The organism is Nocardia terrae (assembly GCF_009760405.1).
Lineage (GTDB): Bacteria > Actinomycetota > Actinomycetes > Mycobacteriales > Mycobacteriaceae > Nocardia > Nocardia terrae.
Genome location: NZ_WRPP01000001.1, coordinates 856,565 through 880,236, shown reverse-complemented (window position 1 = coordinate 880,236; position 23,672 = coordinate 856,565). Strand labels below are relative to the sequence as shown.

23 protein-coding genes are annotated in these 23,672 nt (G+C 69.9%); 5 read left to right on the top strand and 18 right to left on the bottom strand.

Annotated features, from left to right (window positions below):
• Window positions 1-18: 18 nt before the first annotated feature.
• The 4 genes from GPX89_RS03985 to GPX89_RS03970 form a co-directional block, all read right to left on the bottom strand.
• Window positions 19-1,062, bottom strand: coding sequence for a methionine synthase (locus GPX89_RS03985; protein WP_157355194.1), 1,044 nt, complete (start codon window positions 1,060-1,062; stop codon window positions 19-21).
• A gap of 364 nt (window positions 1,063-1,426) precedes the next feature.
• The gene (locus GPX89_RS03980; protein WP_157355192.1) at window positions 1,427-1,921 is read right to left on the bottom strand and encodes a hypothetical protein; all 495 of its coding nucleotides are present in this window, start codon (window positions 1,919-1,921) and stop codon (window positions 1,427-1,429) included.
• Window positions 1,918-3,039: a tRNA 2-thiouridine(34) synthase MnmA gene (mnmA, locus tag GPX89_RS03975; protein ID WP_157355190.1), complete on the bottom strand. Its 1,122-nt coding sequence runs from the start codon at window positions 3,037-3,039 to the stop codon at window positions 1,918-1,920. The genes GPX89_RS03980 and mnmA overlap by 4 nt, the downstream gene beginning before the upstream one ends.
• Window positions 3,040-4,260, bottom strand: a complete 1,221-nt coding sequence (locus tag GPX89_RS03970) for a cysteine desulfurase family protein (RefSeq protein WP_157355188.1) — start codon at window positions 4,258-4,260, stop codon at window positions 3,040-3,042.
• Window positions 4,261-4,572: 312 nt separating this feature from the next.
• Between GPX89_RS03970 and GPX89_RS03965 the strand changes: the two genes are divergently transcribed.
• Window positions 4,573-4,842, top strand: coding sequence for a hypothetical protein (locus GPX89_RS03965; protein WP_157355186.1), 270 nt, complete (start codon window positions 4,573-4,575; stop codon window positions 4,840-4,842).
• A gap of 65 nt (window positions 4,843-4,907) precedes the next feature.
• On the top strand, window positions 4,908-5,285 hold the full coding sequence (locus tag GPX89_RS03960; RefSeq protein WP_157355184.1) for a hypothetical protein: 378 nt from the start codon (window positions 4,908-4,910) through the stop codon (window positions 5,283-5,285).
• 62 nt (window positions 5,286-5,347) lie between these two features.
• Here the strand turns inward: GPX89_RS03960 and GPX89_RS03955 are convergent, their stop codons facing one another.
• The 3 genes from GPX89_RS03955 to GPX89_RS03945 are packed head-to-tail and all read right to left on the bottom strand — an operon-like array spanning window position 5,348 to window position 10,122.
• A complete protein-coding gene (locus GPX89_RS03955) occupies window positions 5,348-6,427 on the bottom strand; it encodes an XdhC family protein (protein ID WP_157355182.1) in 1,080 nt (359 codons plus the stop codon).
• Between the two features lie 54 nt (window positions 6,428-6,481).
• Window positions 6,482-9,322: a molybdopterin-dependent oxidoreductase gene (locus GPX89_RS03950; protein WP_157355180.1), complete on the bottom strand. Its 2,841-nt coding sequence runs from the start codon at window positions 9,320-9,322 to the stop codon at window positions 6,482-6,484.
• Window positions 9,313-10,122, bottom strand: coding sequence for an FAD binding domain-containing protein (locus GPX89_RS03945; protein ID WP_157355178.1), 810 nt, complete (start codon window positions 10,120-10,122; stop codon window positions 9,313-9,315). The genes GPX89_RS03950 and GPX89_RS03945 overlap by 10 nt, the downstream gene beginning before the upstream one ends.
• Window positions 10,123-10,309: 187 nt before the next feature.
• On the opposite strand from GPX89_RS03945, the gene GPX89_RS03940 reads away from it, so the two are divergent.
• Entirely contained in the window at window positions 10,310-11,800 is a 1,491-nt protein-coding gene (locus tag GPX89_RS03940; RefSeq protein WP_157355176.1) for a helix-turn-helix domain-containing protein, read from the top strand.
• A 79-nt stretch (window positions 11,801-11,879) separates the two neighbouring features.
• Here GPX89_RS03940 and GPX89_RS03935 read toward each other — a convergent pair whose 3' ends face one another.
• The 4 genes from GPX89_RS03935 to GPX89_RS03920 all read right to left on the bottom strand — a co-directional run bounded on the left by GPX89_RS03935 (window position 11,880) and on the right by GPX89_RS03920 (window position 14,910).
• Window positions 11,880-12,485: a class F sortase gene (locus GPX89_RS03935; RefSeq protein WP_328601482.1), complete on the bottom strand. Its 606-nt coding sequence runs from the start codon at window positions 12,483-12,485 to the stop codon at window positions 11,880-11,882.
• A complete protein-coding gene (locus GPX89_RS03930) occupies window positions 12,482-13,471 on the bottom strand; it encodes a hypothetical protein (RefSeq protein WP_157355174.1) in 990 nt (329 codons plus the stop codon). Before GPX89_RS03930 ends, GPX89_RS03935 begins: the two co-directional genes overlap by 4 nt.
• 161 nt (window positions 13,472-13,632) lie before the next feature.
• Entirely contained in the window at window positions 13,633-14,259 is a 627-nt protein-coding gene (locus tag GPX89_RS03925; protein ID WP_157355172.1) for a VOC family protein, read from the bottom strand.
• 72 nt (window positions 14,260-14,331) lie between these two features.
• A complete protein-coding gene (locus tag GPX89_RS03920; RefSeq protein ID WP_157355170.1) occupies window positions 14,332-14,910 on the bottom strand; it encodes an RBBP9/YdeN family alpha/beta hydrolase in 579 nt (192 codons plus the stop codon).
• Between the two features lie 141 nt (window positions 14,911-15,051).
• Between GPX89_RS03920 and GPX89_RS03915 the strand changes: the two genes are divergently transcribed.
• Window positions 15,052-15,459, top strand: coding sequence for a DUF6153 family protein (locus tag GPX89_RS03915; RefSeq protein WP_157355168.1), 408 nt, complete (start codon window positions 15,052-15,054; stop codon window positions 15,457-15,459).
• A gap of 48 nt (window positions 15,460-15,507) precedes the next feature.
• The gene (locus GPX89_RS03910) at window positions 15,508-17,034 is read left to right on the top strand and encodes a multicopper oxidase family protein (protein ID WP_157355166.1); all 1,527 of its coding nucleotides are present in this window, start codon (window positions 15,508-15,510) and stop codon (window positions 17,032-17,034) included.
• A gap of 186 nt (window positions 17,035-17,220) precedes the next feature.
• On the opposite strand, the gene GPX89_RS03905 is transcribed toward GPX89_RS03910, so the two are convergent.
• The 7 genes from GPX89_RS03905 to GPX89_RS03875 form a co-directional block, all read right to left on the bottom strand.
• Entirely contained in the window at window positions 17,221-18,159 is a 939-nt protein-coding gene (locus GPX89_RS03905) for a lysophospholipid acyltransferase family protein (RefSeq protein ID WP_235946652.1), read from the bottom strand.
• A gap of 6 nt (window positions 18,160-18,165) precedes the next feature.
• Window positions 18,166-19,014 carry a GNAT family N-acetyltransferase gene (locus GPX89_RS03900; RefSeq protein ID WP_157355164.1) on the bottom strand — a complete coding sequence of 283 codons (849 nt, stop codon included), beginning with the start codon at window positions 19,012-19,014 and terminating at the stop codon, window positions 18,166-18,168.
• Between the two features lie 311 nt (window positions 19,015-19,325).
• The gene (locus tag GPX89_RS03895; protein WP_157355162.1) at window positions 19,326-20,387 is read right to left on the bottom strand and encodes an S-adenosylmethionine:tRNA ribosyltransferase-isomerase; all 1,062 of its coding nucleotides are present in this window, start codon (window positions 20,385-20,387) and stop codon (window positions 19,326-19,328) included.
• A 64-nt stretch (window positions 20,388-20,451) separates the two neighbouring features.
• Entirely contained in the window at window positions 20,452-21,141 is a 690-nt protein-coding gene (locus GPX89_RS03890; RefSeq protein WP_157355160.1) for an SDR family NAD(P)-dependent oxidoreductase, read from the bottom strand.
• 62 nt (window positions 21,142-21,203) lie between these two features.
• Window positions 21,204-21,965 (bottom strand): ABC transporter permease, encoded by a 762-nt coding sequence (locus tag GPX89_RS03885; RefSeq protein WP_157355158.1) that lies wholly within the window; start codon window positions 21,963-21,965, stop codon window positions 21,204-21,206.
• Complete coding sequence (locus GPX89_RS03880) at window positions 21,962-22,984, bottom strand: ABC transporter ATP-binding protein (protein WP_328601481.1); 1,023 nt, start codon at window positions 22,982-22,984, stop codon at window positions 21,962-21,964. Before GPX89_RS03880 ends, GPX89_RS03885 begins: the two co-directional genes overlap by 4 nt.
• Before the next feature lie 56 nt (window positions 22,985-23,040).
• Complete coding sequence (locus tag GPX89_RS03875; protein ID WP_157355154.1) at window positions 23,041-23,658, bottom strand: PadR family transcriptional regulator; 618 nt, start codon at window positions 23,656-23,658, stop codon at window positions 23,041-23,043.
• Window positions 23,659-23,672 lie beyond the last annotated feature (14 nt).

The following is a 23,672-nucleotide window of genomic DNA, read 5'->3' as shown; positions in this document are numbered from 1 at the left end:
ATCACACTCGGGCGAACCTCACTCGAAGCTGAGCGACTCCGGGTCCTCGGCGTAGGCGCGCGCGGTCTCGGCGGCCAGGCTCAGGGCGCGACGCGCCCACGACAGCGGCGCTCCGGCCAGCCCACAGGCCGGGGAGACCAGCACCTGCTCGGCCAGCAACCGCCGCGGGAAGCCGAGCCGATCGATCAGGCGCACACCGGGTTCGGCGATATCGCGCCAGGTGACCGGCGTCGCGGGCGCGGTAGTCGGCACCAGGCCGAGCACCAGATGCTTTCCGCCGTCCAGCAATTCACCGATGCGGTCGAGATCGGAGGTGCCGATGGCCGCCATGTCGAAACCGACCGCCGACGCCGCGCTCCGGCGCAGGAAACCCAGCGCGGGCTCGTCCGCGCAGCTGTGCACCAGCACCGGCACCGACTGACTCCCGATCAGCGTGTCGAGCACGTGCAGCGCCTCGGGTTCGGGCATGGCGCGCACCGTGTTCAGCACGCTCACGCCCTTCAAGGTCCCGTTCAACACCGCGGTCAGATGCGGCTCGTCGACCTGCAACAGCACCGGCGCGCCCAGCCGCTTACCCACCTCGGCCACATGCGCCGCCACACCTTCGGCCAACGACTCCGAAAGATCCCGCAGCGCACCGGAATCGGTGAGAATCCGATGGCCACCCGGCAACTCGACCTCCGCCGCCACCGTCAGCGGCCCGGCCACCTGCACCTTCACCGGATGCCCGGACCTGGCGAAACCGCCTGTCTCCCAAGCCTCTTCGAGCGCATCCAGATCTGTCCGCAACAAATCGTGCGCCCGCCGCGCAACGGCCCCGGGCCGCGCCGCCAGCCGATACCCACGCGTAGTGCTGTCGAACTGCATATCCACCAGCAGCCCGGAAACCCGCCCGACCATATCCGCACCGACACCCCGCGCAGGCAACTCGACCAGGTGCGGCAGCCGCCCCAACTCCCCCAGCACGGTCGTCGCCGCCTCGCGCACATCGGTGCCCGGCCACGACCCGACACCGGTCGCGACACCACCGCCCAGCACCTGCCCGCTCGCGTCGTCAGTCATTCAAGCCATCCCGCATCACTCGATCAGATATCACCGGGTACGGTCCTCCAACACGCCGAGATCGAGGCCCTCGAGGACAACGCCGACGCCGCCGTGCTGAGCCATCGCCCGACGCAGGGCCACTGCGCCGTGGCGCGGCCGAACTCCACTGCGCTCCACCAAATTCCAGCGGGAGGACGAGCCGAACCACCCCGACCGGGCCGAACCGGGAAATCCCACCGAGCGCAGTGCTGCCGAGACCCGTTGCCGGCGGTCCGGGGTCACCGGATCGTCCAAGCCGGTGCCGCGCCGCCGACACCCGTGGCACTGCCCGGCATGCCGACCGGGCGACCGGTCATCATCGGTGCGGCGCGCTCGGGCGCGGTCACTCGTCGGCATCGCCGCGGTCGGTGCGGCCGGGCGAATTGGTGTACCAGTCCCAGCAAGTCGTGTTGACGTACCAGTCCCAGGTCTTGCCCGCGCGCTCGGTCACCTCGGCAGGCCCGCCCGAACCGGTCGTGAACCGGGTTCCGCGTTCGGCGTACGGGGCGACGCGGACGACCGCGCGCTTGCGGCCCGCGTGGTCGGTGCCACGGTCGGCGGGTGTGCCGTTCGTCGCCTCGTGCGGACCCTGCGGGCCCGGCTGCGCCTCGCCCGGCAGGAACTCGCCGGTGTCGGTGCGGGCGGGCTGGGACGCCTCAGGGGTCTGGCGGTTCACCACGCCCCACTTGCCGAGCCGGGCCTTGCCGGGGGCACGGCGCGGGCGCAGGGTCGCCGGCTGGGACAGGCCGGTGCGCCATACGATGCGGCCGCGCAGGATCACCCGGACTCGTGGCGCTACATATGATTTCGCGTCGCTGCGCGAATGACGGCTGGTCACCGGGCGCTATCCGAGACCAGTTCGCTTGCGTACGAATGGGGTTCGCGTTCGGTGCCGCTGATCGTGCCGCTGCCGAGCACCTCGTCGCCCGCCTCGTCGGGGCGGTAGAGGACCACGGCCTGGCCGCGGGCCACACCGGTCAGCGGTTCGCGCAGCCGCACCACCAGGCCGCCGTCCACCGCCTCGGCGACCGCCGGGGCGGTGCCGCCGTGCGCGCGCACCTGGGCGACGCATTCGACAGGGCCGGAAGGGATTTCACCGGAGGTCCAGATGGCGCGGTCGGCCAGCACCGTCCACACCTCCAGATCCTTGGCCGAACCCACGTGCACGTTGCCGGTCTCCGGGTCGATGCCGGTCACATAGCGCGGCTTGCCGTCGGCGGCCGGGCCGGGCAGGCCCAGGCCCTTGCGCTGACCGATCGTGAACCCGTGCACGCCTTCGTGATCGGCGAGCTTGGTGCCGTCGGCGTCGAGCACCGCGCCGGGCCGGACGCCGATCTTCGCGCCCAGGAACGCCTGGGTGTCGCCGGAGGGGATGAAGCAGATGTCGTGGCTGTCGGGCTTGTTCGCCACGGCCAGCCCGCGTTCGGCGGCCTCGGCGCGGATCTGCGGCTTGGGGGTGTCGCCGACCGGGAACATGGCGCGCGAAAGCTGTTCGGGGGTCAGCACGGCCAGCACGTAGGACTGATCCTTGTCGGCGTCCACGGCCCGGCGCAGCACGCCGTCCTCGAGGCGCGCGTAGTGCCCGGTGACCACGGCGTCGAAGCCCAGCGCCACCGCGCGGTCGGCCAGCGCCGAGAACTTGATCTTCTCGTTGCAGCGCAGGCACGGGTTGGGGGTCTCACCGGCGGCGTACGCGGCGACGAAGTCGTCGATCACGTCCTCCTTGAACCGGTCGGCGAAATCCCAGACATAGAAAGGGATTCCGAGCACGTCGGCGGCCCGGCGGGCATCGCCGGAATCCTCCTTGGAGCAGCAGCCCCGCGACCCGGTGCGTAGCGTGCCCGGGTTCGCCGACAGCGCCAGATGCACGCCGACCACCTCGTGTCCGGCATCCACGGCGCGGGCGGCCGCCACCGCGGAATCAACGCCACCACTCATCGCGGCAAGTACTCGCATCTAGAAGCCTCCCTTCGCTCCGGCCAGTCCGGCCGCCTTCGCCCGCTCCACCACCTGCGGCAGCGCGGCCAGCAGGGCATCGATATCGGCGTCGGTCGAATTGTGTCCCAATGAGAATCGCAGGGATCCGCGCGCGAGCGCCGGTTCCATACCCATGGCCAGCAGCACATGGGAAGGTCCGGCCACACCCGCATTGCACGCGGATCCGGTCGAGCATTCGATCCCGGCGGCGTCGAGCAGCATGAGCAGCGAATCGCCCTCGCAGCCGGGGAACGTGAAGTGGGCGTTGCCCGGCATGCGCCGGTCACCGGTCGCCCCGTTGAGGATCGCGTCCGGCACGACGGCGCGCACGCCCTCGATGAGCCGGTCCCGCAGCCGCTCCAATTCCAGCGTGCGCACCGGCATTCCGGCCACGGTCTCGCGGATCGCGGCCGCCAGTCCCGCCGCCGCGGGCACATCCGAGGTGCCCGACCGCAGGTCCCGCTCGTGCCCGCCGCCGTGCAGCAGCGGCACCGCCTGCACCTGCCGGCCCAGCAGCAGGACCCCGGCCCCGTGCGGACCGCCGACCTTGTGCCCCGCGAAGGAGGCCGCGGCCAGCCCGCATTGGGCGAAGTCGATCGGCAGCTGCGCCGCCGCCTGCACCGCGTCGGAATGCATGGGCACATCGAATTCCTGTGCCACCGCGGCCAATTCCTGAATCGGCTGGATGGTGCCGACCTCGTTGTTGGCCCACATGACGCTCACCAGCGCCGTCTCGTGGGCGTACGCGGCCAGCGCGGCGCGCAGCGTGCGCGGCGAGACGATGCCCTCGGCATCGCACTCCAGCCACGTAATGCGCGCGCCCTCGTGCTGTTCGAGCCACTCCACGGTGTCGAGCACCGCGTGATGCTCGATCGCGCTCACCAGGATCCGGGTCCGCTTCGGGTCGGCGTCGCGGCGCGCCCAATAGATCCCCTTGACGGCGAGGTTGTCGCTCTCGGTCCCGCCCGAGGTGAAGATCACCTCCGAGGGCCGGGCCCCCAGCCCCTCCGCGATCGACTCCCGAGCCTCCTCGAGCAGCCGCCGCGCGGCGCGCCCCGACCCGTGCAACGACGACGCGTTCCCCGTGGTCCCCAGCGCAGCGCACATCGCCTCGACCGCGACCGGGAACATAGGTGTAGTGGCCGCGTGATCGAGGTAGACCGTCTGGGCACCGACCGGACCCGGGAAAGCCGACTTCATGACCGTCCAAGGATAGCCGCCGCCGTCGCGACGATATTCCCGCCATACCCGGACCAGCCGCCCCGCAGCGCAACCCCGCCCTCGAGTCCCCACACTCCGCCTCCGCTTCCAGCGGCGAGGCCGCCCCACCAACCCCGATGACACGAGCCCCGCCGATTATCACGAGCTCCCACCCACCAGAGTTCGACTGTGACACGACTCATGCCAACACCCGCGCGCCGCGCGCCATCGACCGACCCCGCCGGTACATCGAGTTACGCGGCGCCTTCGAGAGCGTCCCTGGTTCCGGGCGGCTTGCCACTCGCCGCGTATATGGCGGCGAATCCGTACAGCGGAGCCGCCGCCGGGGCGACCCGGAGCTACTTCGATCGCATCAAGCAGGTATGGCAAGACCATGATTGGAAGCCGGTCAATTCCACCCAATGGGTGATCGCCGTGAAAACCGATGACGGCTATGGACTGCAACTGCAGGATGCCGACAAGGGTGATGGGTCATTGAGTCTCACCGGCGTGTCCCCCGGCATCCCCCAGTCCGCTCTGGAACCGATCGACCCGGATCCGACCGAGATCGAGGCGAGCTGAGAGCGGAGGCTTCGGCGACCCTCGAGGCCGGGCGAGGATGTCGAAGGTGTGACAGGCTGGCGGGCATGCTCGACCGCTCGACCGTTTCACCGAATCTCACTGACCGCGGACGCATTCCGGCTGTGCTGCGGTTCTGTACCGAACTTGTGGGGTGGGTGACGGCGCCGTGGGCGTTGGCGCACCATTCGGTACTGCTGGCGATCGCCTCGCTCATCGTGCTCATCGGAGTGCCCGCCGTCTTCGCCACTCCCGGCGACAAGAAGGACGTGATGGTGCCGGTGCCGGGGTACGTCACGATCGGGTTCGTTTTCCTGGAACTCCTCGCGGCCGTCTTCGGGGCATGGGCGATCTTGCCGGTGTGGGCCGCCGTGGTCGTGAGTGTGCTGGCGCTGGTCACCGTGGGCGCGGAGTTGCCACGATTGCGGTGGCTGCTCCGCGCGTAGGTGCTTCACACGGCGCTCACCGGTCTTCGCGGCGGCGGTATTCGACGGGCCGTGCCGCTCGGTCAGGCCATCGCGCGGATCGGTCCGTCGGAGACCGCCAAGGGCAGCGTGGTGGCGCTGGTACGGGCCGCGATGATCTCGGCGGCGATGGCCACCGCCGTTTCCTCCGGGGTGCCCGCGCCCAGGTCGAGGCCGATCGGGGAGTGCAGGCGGGACAGCTCGTGCTCGGTCACGCCGGCAGCGCGCAGGCGGTGCATGCGATCGAGGTGGGTGCGGCGGGAGCCGAGCGCGCCGATGTAACCCGCCTTGCTGCGCAGGGCGTACTCGAGGACGGGGACGTCGAATTTCGCGTCGTGGGTGAGCACGCAGATCACCGTGTGCTCGTCGATGTCGTGCTCGGCGAGATAGCGGTGCGGCCATTGCACGACCACCCGGTCGGCGTCCGGGAAGCGGGCCGGGGTGGCGAAGACGGCGCGGGCGTCGCAGACGGTCACGTGGTAGCCGAGGAGCTTGCCGACCCGGGCCAGGGCGGAGGCGTAGTCGATCGCGCCGAAGACCAGCATGTGCGGTGGCGCGGACCAGCATTCGATGAAGACCTGCCGGTCGTCGCCGCCCGGCAGCCGCACGTCGCGCAGGCCGGTCCGGCCCCGGGTCAGCATCGCGCGTGCGGTGCGGGCGAGGCGTTGGTCGAGTTGGGCGTCGCCGGTGCCGCCGTCGAGGTGAGTGGGATACACCGCCAGTGTCGCGCCGGTGTCCAGGACCCGCGCCACCGCCACGGCCCTGCCGTCGCGGGCGGCCCGCAACGCGTTCCGCAATGCGCTGTCGAATCCTGGGTCGATGCGCTGGAGATGGACTTCGATCACCCCGCCACAGGTCAGGCCGACCGCGAACGGATCATCCGGGTCGTGGTCGAAGCAGCTGCGCATCGGCTCGCCGGTGCGCAATACCGCCAATGCGCTCTCGTGCAGCGCACTCTCGATGCAGCCGCCGGAGACGCTGCCGAGCGCCGTGCCGTCGGCGCGCACCGCGAGCGCTGCACCGGGCCCGCGCGGCGCACTGCCGCGCACCCCGATCACCGAGGCGACGGCGAACGGCTCCCCCGCGTCCAGCCACTCCAGTAATTGGTCGGCGATGTCACGCATCGCGTCCTCCTTGTTCGTTCGGTGCGGCTACCGCCGACCGCCATGCCAGGTTCGCTAGACGCCGACGGTCGGCCGCGCCGGCTCGTGGGTGGCCACGCGCACGGACCGCGCCCACTGCGGGACGGCCTCGAAGTCGTTGAGCAGCCGCCAGATCCGGTCGCGTGAGAACGGCGTCTCGCAGGGTCGTTCGCCGACCGCGCGGCGAATCGCGTTGCCCAGGGCGGCCGGTACCGGGTTGTAGGGGCTCTCGCTCATCGATTTCGCCCCGAACGGGCCGAGCTCGTCGAAGGTCGTCGTGAAGTGGATCTCGGTCTCGGGCACGTCGTTCATCTGCGGAATCCGGTAGGCGCGCAAGACCGGGGTGAGCAGGGTGCCCTGGTCGTCGACCATGACCTCCTCGTACATCGCGGTGCCCAGGGCCTGGGCGATGCCGCCTTCCACCTGGCCGCGGCACTGCTCGGGATTGAGCACGGTGCCCGCGTCAGCGGCGTGCACCGAATGCAGGATGCGCACCGCGCCGGTGCGGATGTCGACCGCGACGCGGAATCCGTGCACGTTCCAGGCCAGTGAGCGGAACTCGCCCAGTTCGTCGCCGCGCGCGAAAACCTTGTCGCCATGGCGGTTCGACTCCGGGCAGGCGGCGATGAGCTCGGCGAAGCCGACTTCCCGGGCCGGGGTTCGGACTCCGTCGGCGCACATCGCGCAGTCGGCCGGATCGATGCCGGTGAGCTCGGCCGCCACGCCGAGCAGCAGTCGCCGCAGCGCGAGCGCCGCGGCATGCAATGCCTTGCCCGCCACCGTGATGCCCGCCGAGGCGAAGGCTCCGGTGTCGTAGACCGCGCCGTCGGTGTCGCCGTTGGTCAGCACCACCCGGCCCGGTTCGGTGGCCATGTCGGTGGCGACGATCTGGGTGTGGACGGTGGTGGTGCCGTTGCCGAATTCGCAGGTGCCCACGGCGGCGGTGTAGGTGCCGTCGGGCGACACCGACAGCGTGGATTTGGAGACATGCCCGAAGGGGGCCATGGTCGCGATCATGGCGATGGCCATGCCCTCACCCACCCGCCAGTGCGGGCCTTCCGGCGCGGGCACCCCGTTGCCCCGGGCCAGGCCGCGCTGCACCAGATCCAGGCATTGGTCGAGACCGTAACTGCCATAAACCAATCCCGCGTCCGCCGGATGCGCCTCGATCAGCGGGTCGCCCCGGCCGACCACATTGATCCGCCGCAACTCGAACGGGTCCATGTCCAGCGCGAGCGCCAGTTCGTCCATGGCCGATTCGATGCCCAGGATCACCTGGCCCAGGCCGTAGCCGCGGAACGCGCCCGAGGGCAGGTTGTTGGTGTAGACCGTCTCGGCGTCGACGCGTTTCACCGGTGCGCGGTACACGCTCAGTGATTCCGCGCAGGCGTGGAACATCACGCCGGGACCGTGATTGGCGTACGCGCCGGTGTCGGAGAGCACGTTCAGGGCGATCGCGGTGAGCCGCCCGTCGCGGTCGGCCCCGAGCCGGACCCGCACCCGGAAGGGGTGCCGCACCGAGGTGCGCGCGAATTCGTCGGGGCGGCTCATCTCGTAGATCGCGGGTTTGCGGGTGCGCAGCACCACGAGCGCGACCAGGTCCTCGGTCAGCATCTCCTGTTTGCCGCCGAATCCGCCGCCGACCCGTTTGGTGAACACCCGCACGCGGTCCTCGGGCAGCCGGAGCAGCCGGCACAGGGTGCGCCGGGTCAGGAAGGGCACCTGGGAGCTGGTGCGGATCTCGAGTCGCCCGTCCTCGTCCAACCAGCCGATGCTGCCGTGGGTTTCGAGCTGCATGTGCGACACCCGCTGGGTGCGCCATTCACCCGAGACCGTGACTTCGGAGTCGGCGAGCGCCCGCTCGATGTCGCCGCCCATGCCGTCGTGGATGGCGGCCACCACATTTCGCGCGGGATCCAGTGGCAGTTCCTCGGCCGGTTGGTCGCTGTCGACCAGTTCCGGATGCACCAGCGGTGCGCCCGGTGTCCGGGCGTCCTCGGGGTCGTGCACCGAGGGCAGGACGTCGTAGCTCACCTTGATCAGCCGGCACGCCTGCTCGGCGGCGGCCGCGGTGGTCGCCGCCACCGCGGCGACACGCTGGCCCTTGAAGCGCACGACCTCGTCGAAGATGCGGGTGTCGTGCGGGTCGTCGGTGCGGCGTTCGTGCTGTCCGGTGGAGTAGCGGGCCGTCGGGACGTTGCGGTGATCGAGCACCAGGGCGACGCCGGGCAGCCGTTCGGCCTGCCGGGTGTCGATGGCGGTGATGCGGGCGTGCGCATGCGGGGACGAGAGCACCCGAATATGCAGTGCGCCGGGCACATTCACGTCGAAGGTGTACGGTTCGGTGCCGGTGACGACCCGTTTCGCCGCCGGTGGGTGCACCGAGGTGCCGACCACCCCGTTGCCCGGTGAGGCGCAGCCGGCGTGGTTTTCGTCCGCGCGCCCGGCGCTGACGCCCTGCCGGATCGCCTGCCGGATCGAGCGGTAACCGGTGCAGCGGCACAGGCTGCCCTTCATCAGACGGTGCATGTCCCCGATCTGGTCCTCGGTCAGGGTGGACGCGGTGACGATCATTCCCGCCGTGCAGAAGCCGCATTGGAAGGCGAAGTTGTCGACGAAGGCCCGCTGCATCGGATGCAGGTTCTCGATCGTGCCCAGACCCGAGACCGTGGTGACCTCGCGGCCCTCGATGCGCTGCGCCGGATAGAGACACGAATGCACCGGCTTGCCGTCGACCAGCACCGCGCAGGCGCCGCAATCGCCTGCGTCGCAACCCTTCTTGACCTCGAAGTGTCCCTGGTCGCGCAGGAAGGTGCGCAGGCACTGGCCCGCGCGGGGTTCGGCGGTGCACGACTCGCCGTTGATGTTCAGTTCCATGGCAGCAGTTCCTGTCGGATTTCCTCGAGCAGCACTCCGCTGACGGCGCACCGCCAGTCGGCGGTGCCCAGCGGGTCGGTGTAGTAGCCGTCGGCGGCGCGGCTGTCGGCGCGCAGTTCCGCGGCCGAGGGCAGGGTGCGGTAGCGCAGCACCGCCGGGCGCTCGGTGGCGGCGGTGATGGTGAACACCGCGGCGCCGGACTCGTCCACCCGACCGGTGAGAACCGCCGCGCTGCGGCCGATCTCGGCGAGCGCGATCTTGCGGAACCCGGTGCGGGCGCGCAGCGCGTGGGCGGGAATGTCGATGCAGCGCACCACATCTCCGCGCCGCAGCAGGCTGGTTCCGTTCCCGGTGGGAAGTTCGGCGACCGGCATCGTGTACTGGCCGCCGCTCGCGGTCCACACCAGCGCGGTGGCGTCGAGCGCGGCGGCCAGCGACACCATCGACGCGGCGGCGTACGAGCGGGCGATATTGCCGCCCACCGTCATCACGTTCCAGATCTTGAACGAGGCCAGCAGCGCGGTGGCCGCCTGGAAGAAGATCGGATGCGCCGTCCACCCCGCGCGCCGGCGGATGCGGGACAGCTCGGCGACCGTGCAGGTGGCCGCGATGCGCAGACCCTGGGGCGTCTCCTCGAGCGACGGCCAGCCCATGGTGCTCAGGTCGACCAGGCCGGTGGTGTACACCTGCGGCTCGGAGAACAGCCAGGTGCCGCCGCCCAGGAACGCCTCCCCCGGCGCCAGGACCAGGTCGGCGCGGGTCCGGGCCGCGCGCCACCGGTCGATCGTGTTCAGGTCCATTCGCTGTGCCGCCCTCCATAACAGGCCGCCCGCGTCGGCGGCGTGAGACGTTTGCCAGTACAGCGCCGGGGCGGTCGCGCCCACCACCGCCGCCGCATCCGAATCCTGCGAGCGGATCTTGGATGATCAACCAAACCGACAGGTAGCGTTTCCGGCTGGGCATCGGGCATCTGGTATTGCTAGGCGAGTGCTGGTCGAACAGGTGCTGGAGCTTTCCGATCTCGGTGTCGCCCCCATGTGGGCGCCGAGGCGGGCGCTGCGGCGCACCGTGACCGGAGTGACCACGGTCGATGTGGGAAACCCGGCGAGCTACCTCTCCCCCGGGGAGATCGTGCTCACCGGATTGGCCTGGTGGCAGCCGCAGCATGCCGAATCGGTCGGCGGATTCGTGGCGGCGGCGCGGGCGGCCGGGACGGTCGCGCTGATCGCGGGCGAGGGCGTGCACGGCCGTATTCCGGAGGAATTGGTCGAAGCCTGTCGGCGGCACGGACTTCCACTGTTCTCGGTGCCCTGCGGGACGACCTTCCGGGCCATCGTCGATCGCATCTACCTGCGGTTGTGGTCCGACATGCGGGCATCGGACAGCCCGGCGCTGCCCTCGACGGTGATGGACGAGCTGTGGGAGGCCATCACCTCCGCCGCCCCGCTCGACGAGCTGCTCGCCACCGCGGTCGAACGCCTCGGCCTGCCGCCGCTGGAGTTGGCGTCCGCGAGCGGGCGCGTCATCGCCGCCAGCGGCCCCGGCGCGGCCGACGCCACCCACCCGACCCGGCTCGGGGTCGGTCCGGCCCCGCGCTCACCCTTCGACGGCTGGTTCCTGCGCACGGGCCGGGTGGTGAGCCGAGCGCAGCAGCCGGTCCTCGACGAACTCGCCACCCTGCTGTCCCGTGCGTTCACCACGCACCGGGCCCTGCTGGACGAACAGGCCACTGCCACAGCCGAATTGCTCGCCGCACTGGAAGCCGAAGACGCACAGACGATTTCGGCCACCATGCACGAACTCGACCTGGGCGCTGACGACAAGCTGACGCCCCTGGTCGTGCGCATCCCCGGAGCACCCGACACCTGGGCGGTCGACGCCGTCCACGAACTGCTGGCGGGAACCCCGGGCCGATTCGTGGTGTGCGCGAACAGATCCGGCGAAGCCATCGGCCTCACCACCGCCCCCACCCACCGACTCACCGACACGGTCACCCAACGCCTGGCGACCATACGCACCCTGCTCGCCGAAGACCCCGCGCTCGCGGTCGGCATCGGACCGAGCGCCGACACGAGCACGCTCACAACAGCTTTGGCCCGCGCACAGTACGCGGCAGATGCGGCCGAACAGCGGCCGCCGACGAGCACCCGGGTCTGCACAGCCTCGGAGATGACGAACCTGAGCGCACTGCTCGAGGGCCTCCCCACCGCGGTCTCCCAGGCATTCCAGACCGCCGTCATCGGCCCGATCGTCGATTACGACGCCGAAAAGGGCGCACAGCTCCTGGAAACATTGCAGAGCTTCTTGAACAACGACGGCTCCTGGACCCGCACCAGCGCAGCCATGCACCTACACGTGAACACCATCCACTACCGCATCGAGCGCATCGAAGCCCTCACCGGCCGCCGAGTACTGGACCCACAGGGCCGCCTGGACCTGTACGCCGCCCTGACCCTGCACCAGCGCGGCGCCGCCTGACCTATCAGTCGAACAGGCGCACCGAAGACGATGCCGACCCGCGCTGTCAGGGCACCGACCGCGCTGACCGGACGACGGGCTAGGTCACCGAGTCGAGGGAGGAGAAGACCACGACGTTGGATTCGTAGCTTTTGGCGGCCTTGTCGAAATTGCCGCCGCAAGTGACTACTTGGAGGGTGGCGCCGCCTCGGGGGCCGAAGACGAGTTGGTCGGGGAATTCGGATTTCTTGTACATGCGGACGTCGGTGACTTTGAAGTGGGCGGTTTTGCCGTCGGCGCGGGTGACGTCGATGAGGTCGCCGGGCTTGACCTTCTTGAGGGTGAAGAAGATGCCCTCGCCCTTGTAGGAGTCGACGTGGCCGAGGATGACGGCGGAGCCCTGTTCGCCTGGGGCGGGGCCCTTTTGGTACCAGCCCGCCTGCTTGTAGTCGGCGGGGACCTGGACCGAGCCGTCGTCGTTGAGGCCCACCGCGATCAGGGATCCGGAGGTCTGGATCGAGGCGATGTTGAACGAGACCGGAGTCGAACGGGTAATCGCCGCAGCGGTTTTCACCGAAGCGGTGCTCGTCGCCGCGGCCTTGGTCGTGGATGCCGTGCTGCTGCCGGCGGACGAGCAACCGGTGATCAGCGACGAAGCGATCGCCAGGGCGGCGACCGCGCCGAGTAGGGAACGGCGGACGATCACTGGGTGCTCACCGCTTTCGCCATGCCGCCCGCGCCGGTTTCCGGTGCGCCCTTGGGGATCACGTAGCCGCCGGGCGGGACCTGATCGGTGACCGCGGTGCCACCGGGGATGCCGGTGGTCGCGCCGACCGGAATCGCCATGCCCTGCACCGTGTCCGCGCCGGCCGCGCCGGCTCCGGCGGTCACCAGGTCGATGCCGCCCAGGCCGCCGCCCTGGACGTCGCCGCCGGTGTTCGCGTTCCCGCCGACCTGCACACCGCCGCCGATGTTCCCGCCGGTCTGCACGCCACCACCGACCTGCGCACCACCACCGAGATCGCCGCCCGTCTGGACGCCACCGCCGACCTGCACGCCGCCGCCGATATTTCCGCCGGTCTGCACACCGCCACCCACCTGCGCACCACCACCGAGATCGCCGCCCGTTTGCACGCCTCCACCGGTCTGCACACCGCCGCCCACATTCCCGCCGGTCTGCACACCGCCACCCACCTGCGCACCACCACCGAGATCGCCGCCCGTTTGCACGCCTCCACCGGTCTGCACGCCACCGCCCACATTCCCGCCGGTCTGCGCATCGCCACCGGCCTGCACGCCACCACCGACGTTCCCGCCGGTCTGCACACCCCCGCCGACCTGGACCCCGCCCCCGACATTCCCGCCGGTCTGCGCATCGCCACCGGTCTGGACGCCGCCACCGACCTGCACGCCGCCGCCGGTGTTTCCACCCGCTTGCACGCCGCCGCCGACCTGCACCCCCGGGTTCGCCGGAGTAGGGCTCGGGCTGGCCGAGGCGCCGGCATTGCCGCCGACTCCGGCCTGCACATCGACACCCACCTTGACGCCCCCATCGCCGACGCCCACATCGACACCCAGACCCGCGCCCGGGCCGGGGGCGGTCGTGGTGGTGGGGTCCGCGGAGGCCGACGAGGCGCAGAGCGCGACAGCGGCCGCGGCGAAGATCGCCGCCGTGAATGTCCTTGCCGACATTGTGAATTCGCTTCCAGAAGATGACGTTCGACGCTCTTCCGTCGATCGGACCGGCCGGTGTGTTACCCCGTATCGGCCCGGATTCTGAAAGTTAGCGGCAATGCAGGAGCATTCAAGACTGGACGCCTGCAAAACTCCCTAATCGACGACGCCGCGATCCCCTAATTGGCCCCGCTGACCACCGAAGCCGCCGCCCACGCGAACCCGTCCGGATCGGTGAAAGCCGCGGCGCCACCGCCGATGACGAGCCGGTGCGACCCCGTCCCCTCCGAGGACACGCCCGCGTCCTTGGCCAGCGCCCGCCGCTTGTAGAGCCCCAGCTTGACCGGCCCCTCCGCCTCGAACTCGACGTACATGGGCCCGAAACTCTTCGACACGGTCAGCCCGTGCTCGACGTAGAAGCGTTTGCTCGCACCCACATTCGTGACCCCGAGCAACAGCACCAGGGAATCGAAGCGCTTGGCGGCCGGTCCGCTGTCCTTCTTCGACGAGGTCGCCACCTTCCAGATCGCGCCGTCCGGAGCCTGCACCACGCCGCCGTAGCCCCACATCGACTTCGCCGCCGGTTTGAGCGAGGTCGCACCGGCGGCCAGGGCCGCGTCGAGGTAGGCATCGGCATCGGCGGGCTGCGCGACGGTCAGCGACAGGGTGAAGCCCCGGAAGCCCGAGGTGGGTTCCTGCGCGGTCCGCAGGCGCAACCGCTCGTCCAGCCCGAAGGCGGTGGCATAGAAGTCGGCGGCGGCCTGAGCATCAGCGACATCGAGGGTGATGTTTTCAATGGAAGTCATGTCAGCAACGCTAGGGTTTGCCCACCGACCTGCGCTTCTCGATTCCTGACCAGTCCGCCGCCGGGCCCCGCCTCACACCGCCGCGGGCAGCAGCTCTCGCACCAGGGCGACCGCCTCGGGCAGCTCCATGTGGTCCTCGGGATACGCGCCGAGGTGACCGCCCGCGGGCAGGACGGTCGCGACCGCGCCCAGCTCCCGCACCAGGATGCCGACGTGCTCGAGCGGGTCGGGCGCGTTGACCGGATCGTCGATGGCCTGTAGGACGCGGAAGCCCTTGGCGGCGGCCCGGATTCGCGGCCAGTCGAAACCGCCCTCGAAGAACGAGGCGAGCAGGTCGTAGCCGACCTCGTGGGCCGAGGCCGAGACCAGCACGGCACCGGCGAAGACGCCCGCCTCGGGATCGTGGGATTCGAGCAGGCGCAGCACGTTCACCGCACCGATGCTGTGCCCGACCAGCACCGTGTCCTCCGGGGTCGCGGCGACGGCCTCGGACAGCGCCTTTCGCCACGCGTCGCGCTCGGGGGCGTCGGTGCCGGGCAGGTTGGGGATGACGACGTCGCGGCCGAGGCGAGTCAGTTCGGCGCGGAAGGCGGGGAACCAGACGCTGTCCTCGCGGGCCTGCAGGCCGTGGGAAACCACGATGGTGCTCATGAATCACTCCTAGATCGACTGATGAGAACCGAACGTGGCATGTCGAACTGGCATTCCACTGGCAGCAGGATTCCTTCGCGACGATGTGACAACGAATACCCCCGAGGGGTTCCCGCACGGTCGGCGGCTATGCTGGCGAACGTGGCCGACCAGCGCGTTTCACGGCGAGCTACCGGAGTAGTCCGGTGGCTCGGAGTGCTGGCGCTGCTGCTGGGAATCGCGGCCATGCATGCCGGGGTGTTCTCCGTCGCCACGGGCGCGGGACACGACATGGCCGGACCGGCGACCGCGATCGCCGCACCGATGGCCGCGATGCACGACGCCCCGTCTCCCGCCGACCAACCCGCACCGACGCACGTGCAGCACGCGTGTGAAGCCTTCACCCTCGCGGCCGCCGCATTCGTTCTCGGGCTGATCGTGCTCGGCTGGATCACCCGCACCCCCGATTCCGATCATCCGGCCGCCGCCCCCACCGCGGGCGACCATCGGGAACGCCCGCCGCCGTGGACCGTCCCCGCCCTCGCACAACTCTCGATTCTCCGCATCTGATGGTTTTGCGCCGCAACGCAATTCATCCATCGATCAAGGAGATTTCGCATGCCCTCCCACGGCCTTTCCATGCCCATGAACCGGCGTGGCTTCTTCGCGCTGGGCACCGGCCTGGCCACCGCCGCCGCGCTCGCGGCGTGCACGAACGACTCGTCCGGCTCGCCGAAGCTGGTCCAACCCGACTCCGACCCGGTCCGCGCCGCCGAGAACGCCCGGCGCGTCGCCGGGGCGGCCACCCGCGAGGTGACGTTGCGTGCCGAGCCCACCACCCTCGACCTCGGCGGTGTGCAGGTCCGGACCTGGGCCTACGGTGGCGCGCTGCCCGGCAAGGAGATCCGGCTCGCCAAGGGTGAGGTGCTGCGCGCGGACCTGACCAATGCCCTGCCCACCTCGACGACGGTGCACTGGCACGGGCTCGCCCTGCGCAACGACATGGACGGTGCGCCCGGGGTGACCCAGCCCGCGGTCGGCCCGGGCGGCACGTTCCGCTACGAGTTCACCGTGCCCGACGCCGGAACCTACTTCTTCCACCCGCACGTCGGACTGCAGCTCGACCGCGGCCTGTACGCGCCGCTGATCGTGGAGGACCCCGCCGACGGCAAGGACTACGACCTGGAAGCCGTTGTCGTGCTGGACGACTGGCTCGACGGCGTCGACGGCCGCGACCCCGATCAGGAGCTGCGCAAACTCCGGCAGCAGGGCGTGGGCGGGATGGGCATGGGCGGCATGGACCACGGCGGCATGAGCATGTCGACCGACCCGAACGCACCGCTGGGCTCCGACACCGGTGACGTGAAGGACTACCCGTACTACCTGATCAACGGCCGAATCGACACGGACCCGGTCACTTTCACCGGCCGCCCGGGACAGCGGCTGCGGCTGCGCGTCATCAACGCGGCCTCCGACACCGCCTTCCGGCTGGCCGTCGGCGGGCACCGGCTGCGGGTCACCCACAGCGACGGTTTCCCGGTGCAGCCCGTCACCACCGACAATCTGCTGCTCAGCATGGGCGAACGCTACGACGCGGTCATCGAGCTGGCCGACGGCGTCTTCCCGCTGGTCGCCTCCGCCGAAGGCAAGAACGGCCGGGCCCTCGCCCTGATCCGGACCGGCGGCGGCACCGCGCCCGCCGCCGATGTCCGCCCGGCCGAACTGTCCGCGCCGCCACTCACCGGCGACCGGCTGGTCGCGGCCGAATCGGTGCGACTGCCCGCCCGCAAGCCCGACCGCACCCTGGAAGTGGCCCTCGGCATGGGCAAGGGCGACTACACCTGGACCATCAACGGCAAGTCCTACCCGGACCACGCCATGCTGGATGTGGCTCAGGGAGAACGGATTCGGCTCCGCTTCGTCAACCACACCATGATGTTCCATCCCATGCACCTGCACGGGCACACCTACCAGGTGGTCAACCCGGCGGGCACCGGCGCACGCAAGGACACCTCGATCGTGCTGCCCATGCAGACCGTCGAAGCCGACTTCGACGCGAACAACCCCGGACAGTGGATGGTCCACTGCCACAACGCCTATCACGGCGAGGCGGGCATGATGAGCATCCTGTCCTACACGCGCTAGCAAGCGCGAGCCGCCGCGCGCCACCGGACCGGGCCTCGACGTGCCGCCGGTCGGGTCCGCGGTCGCCGGGTCATTCCCGCGCGCCGTCGGCCGGAATCCACTCATAGGCAGTGGATTCCGGCCCAACCAGCAGGCCGGCACGACCGGGGCCGAGCCGGCAGCACGTGCGCGTGTCCGTTCGACTGCTCAGGCGCGCTGAACGGCGGCCTGACGCACTGCGCCCGCACCGATGGCCGCGATGTTCTCGCTGCCGTGGATGACATCGGTGAAAGCCTGGGCCACGGTGTCGTCCTCGAGTGCCCGCTCGCACCGGCGGGCCAGCTCGTGGCGGTCGGTGGTGGGGTATTCCAGTGGCTGCAAGGCGATTTCGGCGACGACGCCCTTGGAGCGCAGCACGCGGAGAATCGAATCGCCGAGGGAATCGACGCCGACGAAGCCGGGAATCGTGGACAGCTCACCGTCGGCGCTCAGGTAGCGCAGGCGGATGGGCTGGATCGGGGTGCCGGAGTCGACGGCGGCCTGGAACAGCGCGGGCCGCAGGGTGCCGTGGGCGCGGCCGCACCAGGTGGTGCCCTCGGGGAAGAAGGCGACGCGCTCACCGGCGGCGACCCGCTCGGTCATGGTCTCGATGACCGACGGCAGCTGCCGCAGGTGTTCGCGTTCGATGGGGATGACACGCACGCGCTTGGCGACATCGCCGAGCATCGGCCACTCCACCAGGTCGGCGCGGGCGACGAAACTCATGTTGTCGAAGGCGGTCAGCGCCACGATGTCGGTCCAGCCGATGTGGCGGGCCACGACCAGCACGCCGCCCTCGACACGCTGATCACCGCGATTGTCCACGATGCGGACCCGAATCCCGCAGCAGGCCAGCAGGGCTCGCGCATAGCGTCGCTGCACCGCGGCCCGGCGGCGACGCGGGGTGGCGAAGTGGGCGATGGGGAAGCTCAGCAGCACCCCGGCGACACCGGCCAGGCGAGCCGCCACCCGCAGGGAGCCCGCCTGTGCGGGCGCGTCGACACACGAAGAGCCACAAGGGCTGTGCGGCATCCAGGCGTGCGCGGTCGCCTCGGCGGGCGGGCACGACAGGGCGCCGGTTTCAGGGGAGAGCAGCGCGGGCATCATGGGGCATCACCGGGCGTCCAGGCTGTTGGCCGCGCCCTGCAGGCGCTCCAGGTAACGGGTGTTGATGGTCTCGAGACCGAGCAGGGCGACGAAGTCGGCCACCGCGAAGTCCGGGTCGTGGGCGGGCTCGCCGCAGATCTCCGCGCCCAGGCGCAGGTAGCCGCTGAGCAGCGGCGGCAGCTTGGGGCGGGCCGGGGGCTCGAGCTCGTCGAGGGTCCGGCCGTCCACCACGACCGGGTTGTACGGGCGCACATGGCGTTCCGCGTCCAGCGCGTGCTTGCGCAGGAGCAGGTCGCGCACCCCGCGCACGTTCACGCCGGGCGCGTCCTCGGGACCGTTCTGCATCGGCACCGACACGCAGCCCATGACCCAGTCGTATCCGGTGAGCTGGATGTAGTGCAGGATGCCCGCCCACATCAGGGTGAGCACCGAGCCGTTGCGGTGGTCGGGCACCACGCAGGCGCGGCCCATCTCCACGATCCGGTTGCCGACGGGATCCAGTGCGGCCAAATCGAATTCGGTGGCGGTGTAGTACCCGCCGGCCGCGGACACCTTGTCCGGCGGCAGCATGCGGTAGCAGCCGACGAACTGTTCGGTGAGCTCGTCGCGCACCAGCAGGTGGTCGCAGTGCTCGTCGAAGCGGTCGGCGTCCAGGCCGGTTCCGTTGTCGGGGATGGTGAATCCGGGCTCATTGGCGAACACCTGGTAGCGCAGGCGCTGCGCGGCCTCGCGATGCTCGGCATCGGAGGAGACGACCAGGGAGTACTGGGACCGCCCGGACGTGCGGGGCGCTTCGGGGGCGGGCTTCGACGCGGCTGCCAGCAGGCTGGAATTCGACGCTGCCATGGTGGTCATACGCTTGATCAAGCCAGTCCCAGACTGCGCTGGAGCGACCGCCGGATTACCTGCCGATGCCAGTCCGGTGAACGCGACACAGACCGCACCCGGAGTTCATCCGAGCGCCTCTGAACGTTCTCTACCAGGACAAACGCTCGCATTCTGCCGGGGTACCGGCGGGCCCTAAGACCCTGCGCGCCGCACCCGGACCCGTCTCCGGGAGGTGCCGCCGACCCCGGCGAGCCCGCCGCAACGAGCGGAAGAGGCTAGCCTACGCCTCCATTCCGAACCTTGCACCGGCGGGCCCGGATTCGCGAAACGGCGACGCCTCACTCCCGGAACAGCAGTGCGGTATCCCCGAATTCGTGCCACAGATAACCGGACTCGAGCGCCACCCGGTACGCCTCCCGCACCACCCCCGCGCCCGCCACCGACTCCAGCAGGTGCAGATGCGACGCTCCCGGCGCATGCCACCCGGTGATCAGGCCGTCCACGGCCCGCGCCGGACGCTCACCGCTCAGCACCAATTCCGTCCATCCGCTCACCGGTCGCACCAGACCATCTGCCCCATAAGCGGATTCGAGCGCCCTGGTCACCGTCGTCCCAACCGCCACCACCCGTCCGCCCGCCGCATGCGTGGCATTCACCAGCCGAGCCGTCATCTCCGGCACCTCGAACCGCTCCGGACTCGGCGGCTCCCCCGATTCCGGCGACGACACCCCGGTATGCAGCGTGATCGGCGCGAACCCCACCCCGCCCGCCACCAGCTCGGTCACCAGAGCCTCGGTGAAAGGACGTCCTGCACTGGGCATTTCGGCACTACCGGGCTGGATCCCGAAGACCGTCCGGTAGTAGGAGGCCGACCAGCGCTCGGAGAGATACGAGTACGTGACCGGCCGACCGTGCCGCGCGAGCAACTCCCGCACATCCGCACCCCCGCCCGCGGCGGCGCCTTCGACGGTCACATCCGCGACCCACAGACGATCCGAGCCGGGCAGCCAGCGCCCGCGCAGCACAGCCAGGTGCTGTGACGGGAGATGGACGTGCGCACCGGGTTTCACGAAGGGACCGCGCCAGGGTACGCCGTGCGGGTCGCGCAGTTCGACCACCCAGGCGCCGTCGTCCAGCCAGGTCGAGAAGTGCAGTACGGCCGGGTCGCCGTGGTATTTGGCATTGACGGCCGCGTTGAGCATGGCGGAGTTGTTGACCACCACCAGGTCTCCCGGCCGGAGAAATGAGGGGAGTTCGCGGAACCGGGCATGGGTCAGGCTCCCCGCGTCGGACACCATGAGCCGCACCTCGTCGCGGGCCAGGCCGCGCGCCTCGGGTGGGCGGGTCGCCGACAGCTCGTCCGGCAGTGTGAACGCGAGTTCCTCCACGCCGATGGTCATGACGCCACCCGCCGTTCCGAGGCACTGCATCCGCCATTCAGCAGAGGCGATTCGAGGCCGGGGGTCATGGGGCCACCGTCACTTCCGAGGCGAGGTATCTGCCGCTCGGCGGGCGCGAGGCGAGCAGGTGCAGCAGGGCGGGCACGACGGATTCCGGTTCGGGGCGGTCGGAGATGTCCTCGCCGGGGAAGGCGGCCTGGTGCATCTCGGTGCGCATGTCGCCGGGGTCGAAGCTGTAGATCCGCAGGGCCGGGTTCTCGGCGGCGAGCACGTTGGTGAGTTGGTCCAGTGCCGCCTTGGAGGCCCCGTAGCCGCCCCAGCCCGCGTAGCCGCCCACGGCCGCATCGGAGCTGATGTCCACCACGGTCCCGCCCGAGGCGCGCAGTGCGGGCAGGGTGGCCTGCAGAATCGCCAGGGGCGCAATCACATTGGTGTCGAGGACGGCCGCCAGTTCCTCGAGCGGATACCGGTCCAGCGTGGGCAGCGGGCTGGGTCCGAGGGTGCTGGCGTTGTTGAGCACCAGGTCCAGGCGATCGGATCCGACGGCCCGCGCGAGCTGCTCGCGGACCGCCGGATCGGCTACATCCCCCGCTATGGCGTGTGCGCCGGTCGCGGCCCGGACCTGTTCGAGCCGGACCGCGCCGCGCGCGACAATGAGCAATTCCCAATCGTTTTCGGCGAGTGCGAGCGCGACCGCCCGGCCGAAGCCCGCCGATGCCCCGGTGATCAGGGCTCGTTTCTTGTTTTCAGGCATAACGCCATCGTGAAACCTGAACCTCTGTTCAGGTCAATGCCTTTTCGCCGGAAGCGAAGCGGTCAGGCGTTCTCCCGGGCGAAGCTGCGCGAGGCGATCAGGATCAGCGCCAGCGACACCACCACGGTCACGGCGGTGCCGACGTAGACCTCGTGCGCGCCGAAGTCGCCGCGGAACAACGCCCGGGCCGCATCCACGGTGTGCGAGAAGGGATTCACCTTCGCGATGTTCTGCAGCCACTTCGGGCCGACCGTCATCGGCAGCAGGATGCCCGAGAGCAGCATGATCGGCACCGAGACCGAGTTCAGCAGCGAGGCAAGGGTGTCTTCCGAGCGCGCCCACAGGCCCAGCGCATAGGAGGCGGAGGCCAGACCCGCGCCCATGACCGCGATCAGCAGCAGCGAGAGCACCAGTCCACCCGGATTCGGCCGCAGTCCGAAGACGGCCGTGGCCACGCCGACCAGGACCAGCGCCTGCACCAGCAGCACCGTCATGTCCTTGAGCACTCGACCCAGCAGCAGCGCGCCGCGCGAGGCGGGGGTGACCCGCTGCCGCTCGATCACGCCGGCACGCCATTCGGCCACGATGCCGAAGCCGACGAACAAGGCTCCGAACAAACCGGTCTGAATGACCAATGCCGGGGTGAGGATGTTCCAGGGATCGGCCCCGGCGCCCAGCGAAGGCGCGACGCCTTTCACCAACGGACCGAACAACACCAGATAGATGATCGGCTGCATCAAGCCGATGATCACCCACACCGGATTGCGCAGGTTGGCGCGGATCTGAGACCAATAGATCAGTCCGGTATCACGCAGGAATGTCATGACCGGTCTCCTTCCCGGAGCGAACGCCCGGTGAGCGTGAGGAATACGTCGTCGAGGCTGGGACGTTTGACGGTGAGCGCGCCGGGCGTGATGCCCTTGTCGCCGAGCGCGGCCAGCAGCGGAACCACCGCCGCGTCACCGTGTTCGACGGTCAGGTGCACGAGACTCTTTCCGGCATGGCCGTTCTCGTGCCCCTCGGTGCGCAGCCTGGAGCGCAGCTCGAGCACGTCCGCGGCGATCTCCATGGCCAGATCGGCGCTGCCGGAATCGATTTCGAGGCTGATCACATCCCCCGAGATGCGCCGCTTGAGCTCGTCGGGCGTACCCTCGGCGACGATGGCGCCATGATCCATGACCAGGATCCGGTCGCACAGCGCGTCGGCCTCTTCCAGGTAGTGGGTGGTCAGCACGATGGTCGTGCCCTCGTCGCGCAGTCGCCGGATGTGGTCCCAGAGGTTGGCGCGGCTCTGCGGGTCCAGCCCGGTGGTGGGCTCGTCGAGGTAGATGAGCGTCGGCCGGTGCACCAGCCCGAGCCCGATATCCACCCGGCGGCGCTGACCGCCGGAGAGCTGCGAGCACTTGCGCCGCTCCAGCCCGTCGAACTCCAGGGCCTTGGCCAGCTCGCCCGCATTGCGCCTGGCCTCGGCCTTGGACAGCCCGAAAAGCCGGGCCTGCAGAATCAATTCGTCCTCGACCAGCTCGTGCTCATTGGTCGATCCGCCCTGCGGCACGTATCCGATGCGCGAGCGCACGGTCCGCGACCGGGTGCGCAGGTCCGCGCCCACCACGGTCGCCTCACCGGCGGTCGGCGCGAGCAGGGTCGAGATCATGCGCAGCGTGGTGGTCTTGCCCGCCCCGTTGGGGCCGAGCAGACCGATGATCTCCCCGTAGCGCACATCGAAGTCGATACCGGTGACCGCTTGCACGTCACCGGTCTTGGTTTTGAAGGTCCGGGCCAGCCCACGCACCCGGATCACCGGATCGGTGGGTTCACCACGAACGGGTGATGTCGTTTCCACGTCTTCCACGGTAGGAACGACCACCCAGTTAGTCAAGCTTGACTATTAAAACTTGATTATCCGATCGGTGGCGGAACCGGCACGCCGCCCATCGACCCCGACCAGGCGTCCAGCTCACCGTCCTCGATCCCCTTCAACGTCTGGCGCGACCACTCCAGATCGGCGCGAGCATGGGCCGCCGCCAAGCGAATCGAATACACCACGTGATGCGGCGTCGACTCTCGCGGATCCCCACTACCCGACAGAATGCGACCGATCTCGTTCTCGAACTGCAGCAGATCCGCCTCGAACTTCAGAATCCGCGCCCGCAGCGCCGCCATCACCTCCGCCTTGGGCACCTGCGGAAACAACGCCACCGCCGCGAAATACGGATGCTTGACCAGATCCGCCTCGAACAGCGAGCCCCGCAGCATGGCCCCGAACTCCTTCTCCCCCTCCGGCATCAGCCGATACGTCCGCCGCTCCGGCCGCGCCCCCTCCTGCCCCACACCCTCCACCGAGATGAGCCCATCCCGCTCCAACGTGTTCAATGCGCTGTAGATCGAGCCCGGCTTCACATTCGCCCAGTTGTCCGCGTTCCAGGACAACAATTCCCGCCGAACGTCATAACCGTGCACGGGTTGCAGCAGCCGCACCACCGCGAGCACCAGCAATCGGGTTGTTGGAACAGACATAGTCGCAGGTTAGC

Excerpts from the sequence above, each read along its gene's own strand:
- mnmA (WP_157355190.1), bottom strand. The coding sequence starts at position 3,039 with ATGCGAGTACTTGCCGCGATGAGTGGTGGCGTTGATTCCGCGGTGGCG.
- GPX89_RS03890 (WP_157355160.1), bottom strand. The coding sequence starts at position 21,141 with ATGCCTGAAAACAAGAAACGAGCCCTGATCACCGGGGCATCGGCGGGC.
- GPX89_RS03955 (WP_157355182.1), bottom strand. The coding sequence starts at position 6,427 with ATGCGTGACATCGCCGACCAATTACTGGAGTGGCTGGACGCGGGGGAG.
- GPX89_RS03965 (WP_157355186.1), top strand. The coding sequence starts at position 4,573 with ATGGCGGCGAATCCGTACAGCGGAGCCGCCGCCGGGGCGACCCGGAGC.
- GPX89_RS03895 (WP_157355162.1), bottom strand. The coding sequence starts at position 20,387 with ATGACCATCGGCGTGGAGGAACTCGCGTTCACACTGCCGGACGAGCTG.
- GPX89_RS03930 (WP_157355174.1), bottom strand. The coding sequence starts at position 13,471 with ATGTCGGCAAGGACATTCACGGCGGCGATCTTCGCCGCGGCCGCTGTC.
- GPX89_RS03945 (WP_157355178.1), bottom strand. The coding sequence starts at position 10,122 with ATGGACCTGAACACGATCGACCGGTGGCGCGCGGCCCGGACCCGCGCC.
- GPX89_RS03905 (WP_235946652.1), bottom strand. The coding sequence starts at position 18,159 with ATGATGCCCGCGCTGCTCTCCCCTGAAACCGGCGCCCTGTCGTGCCCG.
- GPX89_RS03950 (WP_157355180.1), bottom strand. The coding sequence starts at position 9,322 with ATGGAACTGAACATCAACGGCGAGTCGTGCACCGCCGAACCCCGCGCG.
- GPX89_RS03900 (WP_157355164.1), bottom strand. The coding sequence starts at position 19,014 with ATGACCACCATGGCAGCGTCGAATTCCAGCCTGCTGGCAGCCGCGTCG.
- GPX89_RS03960 (WP_157355184.1), top strand. The coding sequence starts at position 4,908 with ATGCTCGACCGCTCGACCGTTTCACCGAATCTCACTGACCGCGGACGC.
- GPX89_RS03925 (WP_157355172.1), bottom strand. The coding sequence starts at position 14,259 with ATGACTTCCATTGAAAACATCACCCTCGATGTCGCTGATGCTCAGGCC.
- GPX89_RS03985 (WP_157355194.1), bottom strand. The coding sequence starts at position 1,062 with ATGACTGACGACGCGAGCGGGCAGGTGCTGGGCGGTGGTGTCGCGACC.
- GPX89_RS03920 (WP_157355170.1), bottom strand. The coding sequence starts at position 14,910 with ATGAGCACCATCGTGGTTTCCCACGGCCTGCAGGCCCGCGAGGACAGC.
- GPX89_RS03875 (WP_157355154.1), bottom strand. The coding sequence starts at position 23,658 with ATGTCTGTTCCAACAACCCGATTGCTGGTGCTCGCGGTGGTGCGGCTG.
- GPX89_RS03970 (WP_157355188.1), bottom strand. The coding sequence starts at position 4,260 with ATGAAGTCGGCTTTCCCGGGTCCGGTCGGTGCCCAGACGGTCTACCTC.
- GPX89_RS03885 (WP_157355158.1), bottom strand. The coding sequence starts at position 21,965 with ATGACATTCCTGCGTGATACCGGACTGATCTATTGGTCTCAGATCCGC.
- GPX89_RS03910 (WP_157355166.1), top strand. The coding sequence starts at position 15,508 with ATGCCCTCCCACGGCCTTTCCATGCCCATGAACCGGCGTGGCTTCTTC.